This is a genomic window from Sphingomonas sp. PP-CE-1G-424 (assembly GCF_004341085.1).
In the GTDB taxonomy this organism is placed as follows: domain Bacteria; phylum Pseudomonadota; class Alphaproteobacteria; order Sphingomonadales; family Sphingomonadaceae; genus Sphingomonas.
The window spans coordinates 1-13,902 of the sequence record NZ_SLXW01000017.1 but is presented as its reverse complement, the minus strand read 5'-3'; the positions used below and the strand labels follow the sequence as shown (position 1 = coordinate 13,902).

Here is a 13,902-nt window from a genome sequence, read left to right as displayed (position 1 = left end):
CCGGATCGCACCGGTTGCAGGCTGCTAAAAAACAGCGAACGGATACAAATATGCGGCACTAACGCGGGCCTACTCTATAACTCCGCCATGATCGAAGCCTCGACCCTGAGCCCACGGTTCTTTGAACTCGACGATATGCGCCCGGTGCAAGGGCGAAGCTGGATACCCTTGCGCCAAGACGGCGAGACCGAGCACGACAGTCCGTTCGCCGGCATCGGCGCGATTCGCGAATATGCGGGTATCGCCACCCTCGCGGTCCTGTCGGCCGATCGGGGCGCGGTCGACACGCTCACGTGGAGCGAGGTCGACACCTCGACGCATAGCTCGAGCGTCGAAAAGGGCCTCTACCGGCAGGCGGATGTTCATTGCGACTGGAGCGATGACCGCGCGATCGTCGGGACGCGCCTCGTTGTCGCCCAGGGCAAGGACGGCTTCGAGCGCCAGACATGGCACCTGCATCAGGACCTCGCGATCGCTTTGAAGCTCGAGCGCGAGGGCGACACCTGGTTCCGCCCCGATGAGGGGTGGATCGAGGTCGCCCGGCTGAAACGGGATGCGGAGGGGAGCCCCGTCCTCTTGGAAATCCGCGCCGAGATGCTGTCCGACTATCTCGCTGCCCGGGGAATGGCGCTGTATCTTTCGAGCTACCACGAGCGATCCGCGTATTTCGCGGAGAAGCCGCCGTACAGCTGGGCTGACACGCCGCGTGAATGGTCGGCCGGTCGCGATAGTCGGGAACTCTACATCACCGATGCGGACTTCCCGCCCGACCCATCGTTTCATTTCCGGGGCCTCGGCGTCCTCTGGCGCACCGAGTGGTTCGAACCGGGCAAGCAGAGCATCCGCGTTCGCGGCGACCCGGAACCCGATGATGTGAGTTTCGCGGTCGGTACGGACGGCAATCGCAAGATCGCCGCGCAATGTATCGGCTCGATGACCTATCTCGCGTTCAAGCCGACGCTCGTCCCCGCGCTGCTGCACTTCCGGGGCGGACGGCTCGGTTGGTACAGCCGCGACACGGGCGGCATCACCGCCGCCGACACCGGCATCCATTTCGGCGTCAATGCGCTGGGCCTCGTCACGATCTTCGCGAAAGACATCGCCAAACTCGATGGGTGGGAGCAGCGGATTTGGGCGGCTCACAGCACGCCGTTGGACGGCGGCGCGTCCCGCGAGCTGTTCGATGCCCAGATGAACTGCAATCCCGCTGCCACGGCGGCGCCCGAGGCGCAGGTCGCCGACGTTCTCGATGCGCTCGATAAGGCGTTCCAGAGCCGGTTCGGCGCTCCCGTGCTTCGCGATCATGGCGCGGTCGAGGCCATCATCAGACGGACGCATCGGTTCCGGGCGGTGGAGCAGGACGGGCTGCTCGCCCTCGCCAAGGAACTGAACCGGCTGCTCACCGAGCGCATCGATCTGGCCGCCTTGCGCGGGCCGGCGGGCGTCGCGACCAAGGAGAAGCTGCGCGAGCTAAAGACCTTGGAGCGGCTGGTCGCGAAATCGCTGGGGGATGCCGCCGCTCGGGTGGCGATGGCGCCCTTGTTCGGGATCAACGACCTGCGCAACGCCGACGCGCATCTTGGATCGAGCCTCGTCGCGAGCGGAAAGGAGCGGGCCAAGATCACGGCGCCCGACACGCACCCGGTCGAGCAAGGTTGTCAGCTCCTAAAAGCGTTCGTCGCCACGGTTCGGGAGGTCAGCGAGGCGATCGCCTCGGGCGGCGCGGCGCCGCCGGCAGACACGGCCGACTGATCGAAGACCCCACCATCGCGCTAGCCCATCGGGACCTTGACGCCAGCCTCACAGCGTCGTGGATCTGATCGTCAGAAGCCGAGGATCGCGGTGCGGCGCCGATGATCTTCAAGCGACACGATATAGTGGGCGAAGCCCGCGCAATCGTCGAGCGATCGGCTAAGGATATCCGTGAGCACGTCGAGCGCGCGACGCTGACGAGCGTTCAGACTGGCGACCGCCGCCTCGATTTCCAGCAAGGGTGTGTGGCTCGCGTAGCTGAAGAGCTTGCCCAACAGGCCCACCAGAGCATCCGACAGCTGGACCCAAGGTGTGGCGCGAGAGTCGACAAATTCGAAATGCTTCAGCGGCGCCGAGCCATCCCGCAGATTGAGCGACCCGAGGTAGGTCTCAATCGTCTTCTCGATGTCGAGGATGTGCCTGGCATTCTTAAACAGCGCCAAGCGATGGAGGTAAAAGGCGCCAAAGCCATCGATCAGAATATTGGGGGTCTCATCCTCCAGATACGCGAGGCTGTCGAGCTTGGCTGCGATCTCCAGCAGCCCCTTCAGCATCTGATAATTGAAGGCGGGCAGCAGGCCCGACCGGGCCTTGAGGAGATCGCGGAGCTCCGCGACAAAGGCCGAGCGCCGCGCTGGACCGACATTAGGATAGCTGTAACGTCCGAGCATTTTGGCCGTGCCGTCGATGTCGTCGCGCAGTAGCGTGAAGAGGTCGTTCTTGAGCAACGGTGCGACCATCATAAGCTGGACATTGCCATCCTCTGTGATGATCGAGTCGACGACATCGACGAGAGACCAGTAGAGTGGGTCGAGAACCTGATAGTGCGCAAGCGCGCCCGACGTCGACAGCCAGTCCAGGAAGCGGCCGACCCGGGGGGCGTCGAGCAGCGACAGGAAATCCCCTTTGCCAAGGTGCTCCAGTTTCAGTTCGACCGATGATTTCTGCAGGCCGAACGCCAGGCGTAGGTCTTCGAAATCAAGCTGCGGAACGGGCCCGGTATGGACGACGCCGCCAAGCACAAAGCATTGCGGCGCGCGCACGTTCAGGCCGCCGGGCGTCAGCAGCAGCCGGCGGATATTGTTCGTCTCGTCATAGTGGAACGTCAGGGACCGATCGACGCCCTCCAGGCCGCCGAGTGCGATTGCGGGTCCGCGGATGTCCTGGACGTCGAGCATCACGGCTCCTCTGTCGTGGCACCGTCAACGGGCGGCACGATGTCGATATAATCCATGTCAATCGAGAAGCGGCCGTCGGCCACCGGCTGAAAGAAGTACCACATCTCACCGCCGGTGGTGTCGGCAAGGAAGATGTGATCGGGGCAGTCGTCCCGACCGACCAGCTCGGCCTCTAGCGCCTGGGCGACCAGGACCTGGTTGGTCAGAGCGATGTCTGAATATTCGAGGATCAGCACGGTCACATCGCCTTCCGCCCGGCACGACTCGAGCTTCGGCAGCTTCTTGTCGAGGGCGGTCCGGATGCGGATGCGGCGCTGGCCTTCGACGTCGTCGCCGACCGCGCGCGACAAGAACAGCGCGCCGTCGTGGCGACCACTTTCCGACCAATGCACGACAAGCGAGAGCGAGAGCGGAATACCCTCGATCTCGGTCGTTCGTACGCCGCGATAGCCATTCGGGCGACGGTTTCGGTCGAGCCGCTCGGGGCATTCGCCGTGCAGCGCCTCGCCGGCCTCGCGAACCCATCGCATGATACGCTCCCGCAGGGCAGCGTGTGTCCGTCGCGGCTTGCCTTCGGTGGGATGGATCGGGAAGATCAGGCGGTAGGTTCCCGGCGGCGGCATCACCCCGTTCAGGCCGGCCTCGATCTCCTCGGTCAGTTCTTGGAACCACTTTCCGGTCTGGATGGCCTGGGGAAACGGCTCGACCAGCGTGTGCTCAATGGCGAGTCTCTGCTCGCCGAGGCGCAGCCGCATCTCGACCGGGGGCCCGGACTGGTCGGTCTCTGGATAAGTGACGTCGCTGCGCTCGGCTTCGAGATCTTCTTCAAGGAGGCGGATCAGCGCTTCGCAGAGCGCCTGTTCGTTATCGGCCATGGGCGTCGGGCGTGGCTTCGTTGAGCGCGGTCGCTATAGACAGCGCATTGATGGGCGCTGCATTGGTCGAGGTTATTTGCATCACGTGTCGACGTCGTCGAACACCGAGCGCTTCGATGCGGTCGGCGATACAGGCGGCTCTTCCTTCTTTTGCGTCACGATGTGGGTCCAGTCGGTGTCGTCTTCCACCTCTTCGTCCCGTTCCCGCTTGCGCTCCTCGAGCGTCTCAATCGACCGTTTGACCTGATCGCGCGCGTCGTCGATCAGGGCCGCAGCTTCGGTATCGACGCCGATCTCCTCGACGCGGTCGAGCACCCCCACCAGCTTATTGAAGTGGCTATCGGGCTCTTCGTCCAAATCGGCGTCAGAGGTGATTTCGTCAATCCGATCTTCGAGCGAAGGCAGAACGGTGGTTCGCAGCGCGAGCCCCAGTCCGACGAGCTTCAGCGGCGGGATGAGAGCCAGCATCGCCTCCTCGGCGAAGAACGACACGTCGAGCGCGTTTATCGTAGAGGATTCCAGGCTCTCGCCCGCCTCCGTGCGCAAATCCTGCGGCAACAGCGCGAGCGAATGTGCGCGGGCATAGGTGGCCATCCGGGGATCGTTCCCGGCAAGGTCGGTCGACCAGCAGTCCCGGCGGAGCAGGTCGGGGAACTGCCGGACCGTCTTGCCAAACACCGCCTCGCTGGCGCGATAGCACAGGAAGTGAAAGAGCATCCAGTTACGGTGCCACTCGTTGGGAGTCCGGCCGAGGCGAGCGACCAGCGCATCGTCGAGCTTGGACGGGATCAACAGCGCGTCGCGGATGAGGGGCGACCCTTCGCAGGTGAAACTGCTCAGGATTGTATCGATCGTCGCGCCGTGCAGGAGCGCCGCCATCATGTGCGGCTTCTGGCGCAGGATTTCCGTAAGCGCGTCGGAGATGGTCGGATGGGCGAAGGTCCAACTCGCGCCCGATAGCTTGAGGAAAGAGCCCTTCAGCTCGACGAAGCAATCCTGGATCCTGCTCAGGGCGAAGCCCGTCAGTTCGGCGACGGCTTGGGCGGCCGAAGCGTCATAGTCGGTCGGGTCGAAGCCGGTTTGATGCACATAGACGAGGATCAGCGCGGCCTGCAGCGGATCGTCCAACGCGTTTATGGTGTCGACGAGATGTTCGGTCGGCTCTTCCATGAACTGGACGAGCGAGGTCTCGCGCGGTGCCAGGCTCTTGGTGAAGTTCGGATCGCCAAGACGCTCGGCGATGCCAGGCAGGAAATCGCGGACGGCGGCGACCGCCGCCAAGTGCGGCTTGACGCTGGAGCGCCAGCTCTGGCTCTGGGCGCCGAAGTTGACGTGGTTGTAGAGGATCTGCGCCTTCTCCTCCAAAGTCAGCTCACCGACGTCGACGACGGCGCTGCCATCAGCGAATTGCGCGAGATTGCGCTGGCCGAGCCGGCGGCGTGCCGCCTCGTAGATGTGCTTGCGTGACGTCAGCAGAAAACGGTTGCCGTGCTTGATCGCCGCGCGAAGCTTCGAGAACGCCGATGCCCAATCTTGGACATAGTCATCGCGCAGCACATTCGATCCGAACGCGTCGTCGATCCAGAAGAAGCGGCCTGGATCGTTGGGATTCCAGCCGGCTTCGAAATCGCGCGGGCTGGTCAGCGCCAGGACGGTATTGTCCGGATTCTCCGATGCGATGGTGGAGACGATGGCGCCGATCGCCGACTTTCCGCTCGAAGGGTTGCCGAGCAACAGCACCACGCCATGGGCGGAGATGGCGTTGACGGCATCGCGATGCGCCTTCGTGGGTACGTAGGTACGCAGCTTCGGGATCCAGCTGTCGAGCAGCGCGCGGCTCTGCTCGCTCAGCCGCTCGTCGACGATCGAGGTGAGATCGCCAAGGCCGTAGACCTGCGGGACCAACGCGCGCAGGCGCGCGCTGCCGCGGATGACGCGGACGATATATTGCCGCCCAAGGATATGCGGCTTGCGCACGCCGAGCGCGCGCAGTCTGGCGCGCATTGCAGCGGCGACCGGCGCGTCCACGCTCATATTGGTCATGAACGCATAGGTGTCGGCCTGGCCGTTTTTGACCAGCTCCTCGACATGGCTGATCTCGCCGGTGAGGTCGGAGACCTTCAGCGCCTTGCCCGCGTCCGACGTGTGTTTACACTGGACCGTGCCGATCGGCGATGCGTCGGGGCCGCTGGGGATGAGGAAGACGGCATCCTGGCCACCGTCCTGCGCTTCGCGGAAGATCTCGACCGGGCGGCCGAGCACCACTTCACACACCTGCGAGCAGAGATCCTGGAAAGCGCGCCAGCCGATCGTATGCAGCGCCAAGTCGCTCCAGGGACCGTGCGCGCTCCGCTCATGCGACACTGCCGGCTCGGTCTGAACACTCTCGGCGGTCATGCGACAGCGACGCCATAAATGCTTCGCAAGCGCGCGGTCTGGAAAGCGGCGTCGCCCGCCAGTCCGATGTCCTTGGGCTGGAAATCTCCATCGGCATCGACCTTCGCGGCGAATGCTGCCAGGTCCGCCTCGATCGCCTCTGGCAAAGCGATCCGCTCATCATCGGCCAGAAGCTGCAACAGGCGGAATACGTCGGCTCGGTGCTTGCGGACCGTCTTCTGGTCGACCGGTTCGCCGGCCTCGCGCCGCGCGGCGAGATCCAGGTGAGCCTTGGCCTTGAACGGGATCAGCATCCGCTCATCGAGCACCGCGACGCCGTCGACCGTACGGCCGTTCTCGATCAGAGCGTTGTAATAGGCGTCGTCGAGCAGAATGGCTGACAGGCTGGCGATATCCTCATCGATCGGCAGCGGCGTAAGCGCGCTGCCCTCGGACGGCGTGATGGCGTCGGGCGCGCGCGAGAAGAGCTCGAGCATCGCCGGAAATCGAGGATCGGCAGGCTTCTGGAAGCGGTAGAATTCCCGCCCTCCGCCACTTCGTTCGCGCTGCTGATAGCCGCCCGCTTCGACGAACGCCCAGAACCGCGCGCCGAACGCGGCATCGAGTGCCTCGACCAGAATGACCAGGTCGAGGTCCTTCGTTGCACGGAAGTCCAGACCGACTTCCTCCATGACGATCTCGCACGCGGCTCCGCCGATCAGCACATAATGGTGTGACAGGCCGTCGAAATGCTGCCGGAAGACGTCGAGCCCCTTCACAGGCCCACCTGGCCAAGCAGGGCGTCCTTCGCGGCCGCGACGCGATCATCGGCGCCGTCCGGCAGGCTCAGCCATAGCGACAGAACATCGACCATTCCGGCGTCGCCGAGCAGCAGAGGATCATAGCTCCAGGTCTCGAGTTCGATCACCGGCTCATCCCACGCCGGTGGACCATCAAGCTGGTAGCGCGTCGCAAGGGTCTTCCAGGCCGCCGCCGCTACGGCCCGCGTTTCAATCCGTGGCGCCGACAGGTCGGTTCGTTCGGCAAGTGCCGTCTCACCCGACAGCGGCAGGTCGAGGCCGTGCGGAGGCTGTCGCACTCGGCGGCGCTTGCGCACGGGGGAGCGCAAATGGGAACGCGCGCGAGCCCACAGAGCCTCGCGTGGAAGCGTGAAGCGAACATGGCGGAAGCGACCGGCGGCCTCGGTCTGCGCCAGCTCGAAGGCCTCCAGTTCGGTGATCGCCCGGCCCATGCTCATCGCGCTGTAGCGAAACTGCGACGCCAGTTCGGTCGCCGTGGTCTCGGGCGGGACGCGGTTCATTAAGGCCGCCAGCAGGATCAGCTGCGCCGTAGGTGCGAGGCCATCCGCCGGAGCGTTGCGGTCGCTGCGAAAATGCTCCCGCAGATCCACTGCCAGCTCCGGCGCGAACAGCTGATTGCCGGGTACGATGAAGGGGACGTGCTGGGCAATGAGGCGATGGCGGTTGTGGTTGCTAAGCCGCTCGGTCACGAGGATCACCGCGCGTCCGGGCGCTTGGCGACGCACAAGATCGCGATGCTTCGCGATCGTGGCAGGAGTGTCGTCCTGAATGTCGACCGCCAGCATCAGAATGCAGGGCCGGTTGAGGATTGCGCCTTCGATCAGGACATAGCGCTGTGTCAGAAACGCCGGCAGTGTGGTGCTGGGTATGGGCCCGTTGATAACCAGCGGTGCCTGCAGGACCGTCTCTACATAGGCCCCCGTCGCCGCGAGCAGGGTCTTATGCCGGTCTGTCGAGATCGCTAACATCGTGCTGCACAGTAACTCTTATTCTGTTATTGTGCAATCTCGCGTTAGTGTCGATGGTCGCGCAAGTCAGCCGCACCTCGTGCGGGGGAGGACCAGAATGCCTAAGCAGACAATCGCTTTCGAGGTCGATGACAACCTGACGGTCGACCAGACGCTCGCCGCCTTTGCCGAAGCGATGAAGCTGGCGGATGTTCCCTTGGCGGAGATTCTCGCCCCCGTGCTTTCCGACCTGAGCCTGGACGTTGCTATCGATCAGGATCAGCTTCTCGACGCGCTCTACGCGGCGACCGCCCCAGCCGACGCCGGCTCGCCCGAGGCCAACGAGGGCGAGGGACAATGAGCGGCTGGTATCTGAAGGAGCTCTCGATCGAGGGCTTTCGCGGCGTCAACAACGAGGGCGCGCCACTCGTCCTGAAGTTCCGGCCAGATCAGATCAACTCGATCTCTGCGCCCAACGGCGTCGGCAAAACCTCAATCTTCGACGCCGTGGTCTACGCCATCACCGGGCGCATCGCGAAGCTCGACGACCTGCCTGCGAGCGAAAAGGGCGCATCCTATTACCTCAACCGCTTCCATAGCGGCGGTGTCGGGCGGATCGCGCTGACCTTGCTGCCTGCCGCGCTGGGCGACGCCGTCACGGTCACTGTGGAACGCGACGCGGCCGGCGGCCGAACCGTGTCAGCGACCGGCGGCGCCGATGGCGCCGCGATCCTCGAGGATTTGAACCGGGAGTTTGTACTGCTCGACGGCCGGACCTTCCAGGATTTCATCGACCTCACGCCGCAGAAGCGCGGCCGGTCTTTCGCCGGCCTGCTCGGCCTCAAGCGCTATTCGGCGCTCCGCCAGGCGCTCGCCACGATGTCGCACACCAAGGCCTTCAACAATCATTTCGCGGTCAGCGCCAAGGAGACGACCCGCAACAGCGCCACCGTGAGCGGTCAGCGCGCGCAAGCGGCGATCAAGGAAGCCTATCTGGCGCTTGTCGGCGATGCGTTTGATCCGGCCGAGTCGGAGGCCGCCTTCCTGGCGAAGGCCCATTCAGCCCTGCATGGCATCGAGATACTGCGCCCGCTTTGTGAGGGCCGCGCTTTTGAGGCGATTGATCCCGCCGCCTGCGTCGATGCGGCGAAAGCCGCCGAGGGCGGCGAAAAGCGCGAAGAACTGGCGAAGCTGCTGCGCCAGCACACGGCATGGTCGGACGCCGTCAACGCCGCGCCGAGCGTGGCCGACGCCGAGGCGCTGATCTCCCTCGCCGAGGCCCGCGACGCGGCCTTGCTGCAAACCCAGGGCGACGTCTTCCGCCAGCTTTACGGATTAAGCGAGACCATCCTCAGCGACCCGGCTTGGGAGGACCCTGCGTTGTGCCCCACTTGCGATCGGGCCGCTGAGGCCTCGTTGCGGGACCATGTGCGCTCTAAGCTCGCGGCATTCGATACCGTGGAGCAGACGTCGAAGGCGGTGTCGGATATTTGGTCGGCCAAAGGGTGGAACCAGCTCGATGCGCTGGAGAATCTTGCCCGACTGCCCGAAGAGCCCGCGGCGCTTGCGCTCGCCCGGAGCAGCGGCGCCGAGGGGCGCCTGAGCGCAGAGACCGCGTGGACGCTGACGGATTGGGTCGAGCTGCTCGTCGCCCGCGCCCACGTCAAGGTCGAGGCGCTTGGCCAAGCCAAGGAGGCGCTTGAGCGTTCCCTTCCCGAGAAGCTGACCGCCGTGGTCGAGAAGGCCGAAGCCGCGCGACGGCTGCAGACAAACCTTCGCGACCTGCGTACGGCGAACATTGACCTCGAAGCCGTCAGCGCCGAGCTGGCCCGCATCGCCCGCGTGAAAGCCTTCCTCGATACGGCGTGCGGCGCATTCGCTACGGCGGAGTCCAATGCTGGCGCGAGACGCTTGGCGGCGATCGAGCCCGCCACGCGTAGCATCTTTGCCGCCATCATGTTCAGCGACGTCGTTCCGGCGCTGAAGAAGCGGGCGGGCAGCGAGGACCTCTCGATATCACTGGCCAATTTCTGGTCGCTGACCGACGTCTCGGCTCAGGCGGTGCTGTCCGAAAGCTACCGCAACGCCTTCGCGATCAGCGTCTATCTGGCGGCCGCGTCGCTTTACGGGGGCGGCGCCAAATTTCTGATCCTCGACGACGTCACCTCAAGCTTCGACTCCGGGCATCAGTTCCACCTGATGAACGTGATCAAGTCCCAATTTGCGCGGCCAGGCGTCGCCACCGGCCCGCAGGTGATCCTGCTCAGCCACGACACCGCGCTGGAGAAGCTGTTCAACACCCATTCCAACGGCGACGGCTGGTGGCATCAGTGCATCCAGGGTACCCCGCGCACGTCGGTGCTGCCGCAGTCAGGTGCGATCCACAAAATCCGCGGTGCGACGATTGGCTTCCTCGACACAGGCAACACGACCGACGCCGCGCCCCGGGTTCGGCAATATCTGGAGTTCAAGCTCGAGGAGGTCATCGCCAAGGTGAACATCCCCGTGCCGATCGGCCTCGCCTTCAATGATGAAAAGCACATGGCCAAGAACATGATCGACGCGATCAACGGCGCTGTCGCGCTGCACCGCGCCGCCAACCAGCTAATCCTCGAACCCGCCCAAGTCGCCGGCCTCAGCACAGCCGTTGCGACCATCGTGTCGAATTACCTGTCCCACTGGTCGACGGGGCAGACCCAGGCCTTCACGGCTCCAGCGCTGCGCGGTGTGATGCAGGCGATCGATGACTTCGCGGGCTGTTTCCAGTTCGAGCATCCGTCAGGATCGGCCCAACGAAGATATTATCGCTCGCTGGGCCAACGCTTGTGAGGTGTTCAGGGGTGGGGCTGCCAGACTTCCTGATTTTTGCCGAGAGGTTGCTCGACATCTTTTCCAGACCGTCGAGGACCGCTTGTGCGTGGGGCGAGCCGCGGACATTGGCTGCCGGGTACGTGACGCCTCGCGCACAGGTTAGCACGGTGACATGACTAAGTGCGGTCCTTCGCGCGCAGAATTGGCGTCCGTTTCCGGGGAGCGCCGATCTGACAATAGGCGACCGAGTTTGGGTCAGTGCTGGCGCGAAGCTGCAGGCGGCTTTCGACCAGTTCAGGTCATTCGGTGACCGGTCGACGAACGACCGCTCGTGCCGGAACCGGCCATTCGCCTGCCGCGGAGGAGGCGGGCCGCAACGTGCCTCAAGTCAGATCGAAGTAGCTCGCGGGCCGGCCGTTCATCCACGCTTCTTCGAAGCCCTGCCTCGCGCCTTCCACGACGTCCGGTGCTCGGACGATTGTAATGACCTCCCTCGCTGATGAAGCAGCTCCGCGATTGGTGAAGTTCGCGGAGGTGAGGCATGCCGCTTCGTTGTCGACCACGAACATCTTGGCGTGGAGCTGCTCCACAATCCGTAGCGCAAGACGTTCCGGGCGGGCCATGCGCAGGATAGGCGCAGCCAACGACGCTTCCGAGGTCAGCACGCGCACGTCGAGCCTCGACGCGACGAACTCCAGCAGGGCGAGCATCTCGACCGAGAGATGCGGGGCCGAGACGAGGAGGCTATGCTCGGCGCTTTCCAGCACGTCATGGATTGTCGCAAGGGAGCCGTCGCTGACGGTCGTTACCGGCTGCAGGTCCGCGAGGAGAGGCGGCCTCCGCCTCCCGCGAAGACGACGGCTCCAGGCCCCAGCCGTGCTCGCACCGAGCCGCTGGTCGTGCGGGACGAGCAGCTTCCAGCCCTTCTGGGTCTCAACGACCGTCCTCTGATCGACCCACTGCCAGATCGCCTCGTCGGTCTCAGGATGATGCAAGATCACGACGACGGCGCAGTCGTGCTGAAGATAGTAGTCCAAGTGTTCACGACTGTCACGGAAGACGACCCCGTCCCGGCCGCTTTCGGAGAAGTAGCTCGAGCCGCTCTTGATCTGCGTCGAGATCCACCGCGCGGTCACCTCGCCATCCTTGACCTGCTCCACGAGGCCGTCGATCCCGACATCGGGTCCTGAGATGTACCGGAATATCCACCCGAGTTGACGTTCGATCAGGAGCTTGACGAAGGTGACGCCCTGGTCGCCCTGGGCAGCGCTGTGCTCGTATCTCATCGCCGGGGTTCGCGCGGGCCGACTGCTGAGCGTGACGAAACCTCACCCAAGCGTCAGTTCCAGACGTGTCTGGTTGAACGGGAGGTTGATCATGTCCATCGCTTGTCTTCTGCTCGCCTGTGCGTTGGCCGCCGCGCCCGCGACCGCGCATCAGTTTGTGCTCGCAACTCCCCAGTACGGGCAAGAGGGAAACTCGGCGCCGAGCAGGTCTTCAACAGCCTGAGATGCCCGGCGCCAATGGATGTGTACCCGAAACTGGGGGGGCTCACGGGGCCTGATTGACCAGAACCGGGCCTTGCTCGAGTAGAGCCGGGAAGCGCAGGGTTCGACGAACTCATGCCGTTCGTCGGTAGCGGTGTGAACGTCGGGTCCCGCAGAAACCGGTCGTTTGTCTGAGACTGATCGATCAGGCAGCTGTGCGCCAAATCGCATTATTCTGATAGCTGCGCGCGAGTCTGAGAGCGGCCATTCATTTTAAAACATTCAGCCGGATCCGACTTACTCTATCTGTAGGCTAGAAAGTGACCAGGTTCCCTGATAATCCAGCTGGACGAGGTCTCCCCTCGCATACGCGCTGTAGTAACTGCGGCGTAAGAGCAAATGTCTAGATATGTCGTGCGCGCCATGACGATTGATTGATTGACCGTGGCGTGATTGGAAGGGAGACCTCGTGCCCAACGGCTGGCAACGTTTCGGCATTCCCGCTCCTGTCCACGTACCGATACCACCAGAACTCGTGAGCAAGGCAGCGCTTCTCGTTCATCTCAGCGTTTCCCCTGCAGAGTTGAAAAAGATCTGGTATCATCGCGAAAAGATGTACGAAAATTTCGATGTCGCCAAGAAAAGCGGCAAGCCGAGGCCTATCAATGCGCCTGATCGGCGGCTTAAATTCCTCCAGCGCCAAATCGCTGAGCTCCTCGACACGCTGTATCCGGTCCGCAAACCAGTCCATGGCTATGTGTCTGGTAAATCAGTGAAGTCCAACGCGACTTCTCATCTCAAGCAGCGCTTTATCCTCAATCTCGACATCAAGGATTTCTTTGGCTCAATCACCGAACGCAGAGTTTCCGGAATTCTTAACGCCATCGGCGTCCCGAGCGACGTGGCGGAGACGGTCGCTCGTATTTGTTGTTACGGGGGGCATTTACCCCAAGGTGGCCCTGCCAGCCCGGTCCTCTCCAACATGGTATGTTTCCGGCTCGACCGCGCACTACTCAAACTCGCGAAGGACGCGAAGTGCATCTACACACGCTACGCGGACGATATCAGCCTTTCGAGCCTGCGTCCGCTCGCCCCGCTGTTTGATGGGGCATTGCCGCCCACAGGTCAGGTAGCCCCCGAACTGTTGTCAGACGCGTTGCAGGCGGTGTTTGCTAATAATGGTTTCACACTGAATCCGGACAAGATTCATTACGCGGACAAGCATTCGCGGCGAGTGGTGACCGGTCTGAAGGTCAACGAGGGATTAAACGTTGACCGGCGTTTCGTACGCAACGTACGCGCAGCACTCTACGCCGTGGAAAAGGACGTGGCCGCGGCGCAAACTCGCTATGCTGCTGACTTTGGCGGAAAAGCCGACGTAGGCACTCATCTCAAAGGCAAAATAGCTTGGCTCGGCAATGTGAAGGGTCTTGCTGATCCCGTCTATCGTGCGCTGGCGCTGCGTTTCAATACGGCTTTTCCAAAACAGTCGATCAAGGTCCAGCCGACCCGCCATGAGCGGTTAAATAGGTCTGTGTGGGTTGACCTGCTCCCCATAAATCATGCCATTGGTAAGTTAGCTCGTCAGATGGAGACGAGTGATGCGGCGAGGCCGATTTACCGAGGATCAGATCATTGGCGTGCTGCGCGAGCAT

General features: G+C 63.4%; 10 protein-coding genes. 4 read left to right on the top strand and 6 right to left on the bottom strand.

Features of this window, described 5'->3' with window-relative positions:
• Nucleotides 1-87 precede the first annotated feature (87 nt).
• Nucleotides 88-1,752 carry a hypothetical protein gene (locus C8J43_RS21325; RefSeq protein WP_133032569.1) on the top strand — a complete coding sequence of 555 codons (1,665 nt, stop codon included), beginning with the start codon at nucleotides 88-90 and terminating at the stop codon, nucleotides 1,750-1,752.
• 71 nt (nucleotides 1,753-1,823) lie between these two features.
• Here the strand turns inward: C8J43_RS21325 and C8J43_RS21320 are convergent, their stop codons facing one another.
• The 5 genes from C8J43_RS21320 to C8J43_RS21300 all read right to left on the bottom strand — a co-directional run bounded on the left by C8J43_RS21320 (nucleotide 1,824) and on the right by C8J43_RS21300 (nucleotide 7,970).
• The gene (locus C8J43_RS21320; RefSeq protein WP_133032568.1) at nucleotides 1,824-2,930 is read right to left on the bottom strand and encodes a hypothetical protein; all 1,107 of its coding nucleotides are present in this window, start codon (nucleotides 2,928-2,930) and stop codon (nucleotides 1,824-1,826) included.
• Nucleotides 2,930-3,805 (bottom strand): hypothetical protein, encoded by an 876-nt coding sequence (locus C8J43_RS21315; protein ID WP_133032567.1) that lies wholly within the window; start codon nucleotides 3,803-3,805, stop codon nucleotides 2,930-2,932. The genes C8J43_RS21320 and C8J43_RS21315 overlap by 1 nt, the downstream gene beginning before the upstream one ends.
• Before the next feature lie 81 nt (nucleotides 3,806-3,886).
• On the bottom strand, nucleotides 3,887-6,130 hold the full coding sequence (locus tag C8J43_RS21310; protein ID WP_243645731.1) for a hypothetical protein: 2,244 nt from the start codon (nucleotides 6,128-6,130) through the stop codon (nucleotides 3,887-3,889).
• A 68-nt stretch (nucleotides 6,131-6,198) separates the two neighbouring features.
• On the bottom strand, nucleotides 6,199-6,960 hold the full coding sequence (locus C8J43_RS21305; protein ID WP_133032566.1) for a hypothetical protein: 762 nt from the start codon (nucleotides 6,958-6,960) through the stop codon (nucleotides 6,199-6,201).
• Nucleotides 6,957-7,970 carry a hypothetical protein gene (locus tag C8J43_RS21300; protein ID WP_133032565.1) on the bottom strand — a complete coding sequence of 338 codons (1,014 nt, stop codon included), beginning with the start codon at nucleotides 7,968-7,970 and terminating at the stop codon, nucleotides 6,957-6,959. The genes C8J43_RS21305 and C8J43_RS21300 overlap by 4 nt, the downstream gene beginning before the upstream one ends.
• A gap of 97 nt (nucleotides 7,971-8,067) precedes the next feature.
• On the opposite strand from C8J43_RS21300, the gene C8J43_RS21295 reads away from it, so the two are divergent.
• Both C8J43_RS21295 and C8J43_RS21290 read left to right on the top strand, forming a co-directional pair.
• Nucleotides 8,068-8,310, top strand: a complete 243-nt coding sequence (locus tag C8J43_RS21295) for a hypothetical protein (RefSeq protein WP_133032564.1) — start codon at nucleotides 8,068-8,070, stop codon at nucleotides 8,308-8,310.
• Nucleotides 8,307-10,778, top strand: coding sequence for an AAA family ATPase (locus C8J43_RS21290; RefSeq protein ID WP_133032563.1), 2,472 nt, complete (start codon nucleotides 8,307-8,309; stop codon nucleotides 10,776-10,778). The genes C8J43_RS21295 and C8J43_RS21290 overlap by 4 nt, the downstream gene beginning before the upstream one ends.
• 365 nt (nucleotides 10,779-11,143) lie before the next feature.
• Here the strand turns inward: C8J43_RS21290 and C8J43_RS21285 are convergent, their stop codons facing one another.
• Entirely contained in the window at nucleotides 11,144-12,046 is a 903-nt protein-coding gene (locus tag C8J43_RS21285; protein ID WP_133032562.1) for a DUF4365 domain-containing protein, read from the bottom strand.
• A gap of 670 nt (nucleotides 12,047-12,716) precedes the next feature.
• Here C8J43_RS21285 and C8J43_RS21280 point away from each other — a divergent pair.
• The coding region (locus C8J43_RS21280; RefSeq protein ID WP_243645730.1) for a reverse transcriptase family protein at nucleotides 12,717-13,902 on the top strand (1,186 nt) is incomplete at its 3' end.